Source organism: Streptomyces himastatinicus ATCC 53653 (genome assembly GCF_000158915.1).
GTDB lineage: Bacteria > Actinomycetota > Actinomycetes > Streptomycetales > Streptomycetaceae > Streptomyces > Streptomyces himastatinicus.
Window position 1 is genome coordinate 6,505,159 of the sequence record NZ_GG657754.1, and the last position, 1,245, is coordinate 6,506,403.

At 65.2% G+C, this 1,245-nt stretch carries 1 protein-coding gene and 1 pseudogene; both read right to left on the reverse strand.

The genetic code is table 11. The features are described from left to right. A partial coding sequence (locus SSOG_RS27705; RefSeq protein ID WP_039938858.1) for an immunity 49 family protein occupies nucleotides 1-638 on the reverse strand: 638 nt, incomplete at its 3' end. A gap of 11 nt (nucleotides 639-649) precedes the next feature. Beyond that, nucleotides 650-1,245: pseudogene (locus tag SSOG_RS27710) on the reverse strand (hypothetical protein); the annotation flags it as partial.

Consider the following 1,245-nt stretch of genomic DNA (forward strand, 5'->3'; position numbering starts at 1 on the left):
TTCCGCGTGATGAACCGATGGAACATCTCCATCGGCGGATACAGCTGCTTCGCCACCGTCTCCGGGTCCGCGATGGTGGACGCCTCCGGGTCCGTCCCGTGGATTGCGGCGGTCAGCGTCGGGACGATATCGCCAGTGCCGACCCAGTACTCCTGGAGCGTCTCGATCCACTGGTACTGGAACTCATCGAACTGAGCCCCGGATTCCCGCAGCAGGGACACGGGCACCCGGCACAGGGCCGTCATCCGGTCCCTCTCCCGGCACACCGCAGCCAGGTAGAAGGCGGTGAGCCAGGTGCCCGCGTGCGTATACGGCTGCACTCCCGTGGCCTGGAGCGTACGGTCCTTGTCCGCGATACGGCAGGTCACGGTCGGCTCGGTGGTGGTGGCGGCGGCGAACACGGCGGAGCCGAGCTGCATCGCGCTCACCCACGACAGCCAGGTGGGAAGATCCTGCCCGATGGGGTCCAGAAGGAAGTGCCCCTCCGCCAGGGTGAGGGTGGTACTCAGGGCGTCGCCCAGGTCGCTGGAGTCGGCCTCAAGTCCTTCGATCAGCTCTGAGGAGTTCTCCTGGAGTACGGCGAGGCCCGCAGCCGCGTTCCCTGTGGGAAAGGGGTGGCGGGAAACGATCGAGACCAACGCGTCTCTCCTTAGAAGAGCCTGAAATGCTTGAGCTTGGCCCCAGCATACGTACCGGTGTTCTCGGTGGCCTGGACGAGAACGTACTGCAGGGTCTTGTTCTTGATCGCGTCCTTGATTTCTTTGGCGTACTTGGCGTCCTCCGGCGAGACCAGGGCGCGGTGTTCCATGTCCGCCACGATGGTACGGACGTATTCGATCGTGCCCTGCTTCACTTTGGTGCCTTGGTCGAGTCGGCCGTTGCCCATACGCCAGTCCAAGTCCGCCTTGGGACCCTTCGCCTCGACGATGAGCAGGTTCCCGTCCTTGGTGCGCCAGAGTTGGTCGAACCGCTTCGCGCCGTTGGGGGTATCGGGAAGGTCGGTGAGCTCCTCCGCCCCTGCGAACTCCGGCTGCCGGAGCATGTGGAGCCGTGCGGCCTCCTCACCAAGGTCCTCGCCGAGCTTGCTGTTGTTGGGGACATCCGCGCCGACGGTGTTGTCGTAGTGCTTCTGCGCGGCGGCCAGCTCTGCGGCGTGCTTGGTGCTCGGGTCGGCTTCGAACTTGGCCTCGGCTTGGGTCAGGGCCATGCCCGCCCGGCGTTTGGCCGAGACATCGTCGAGGTCTT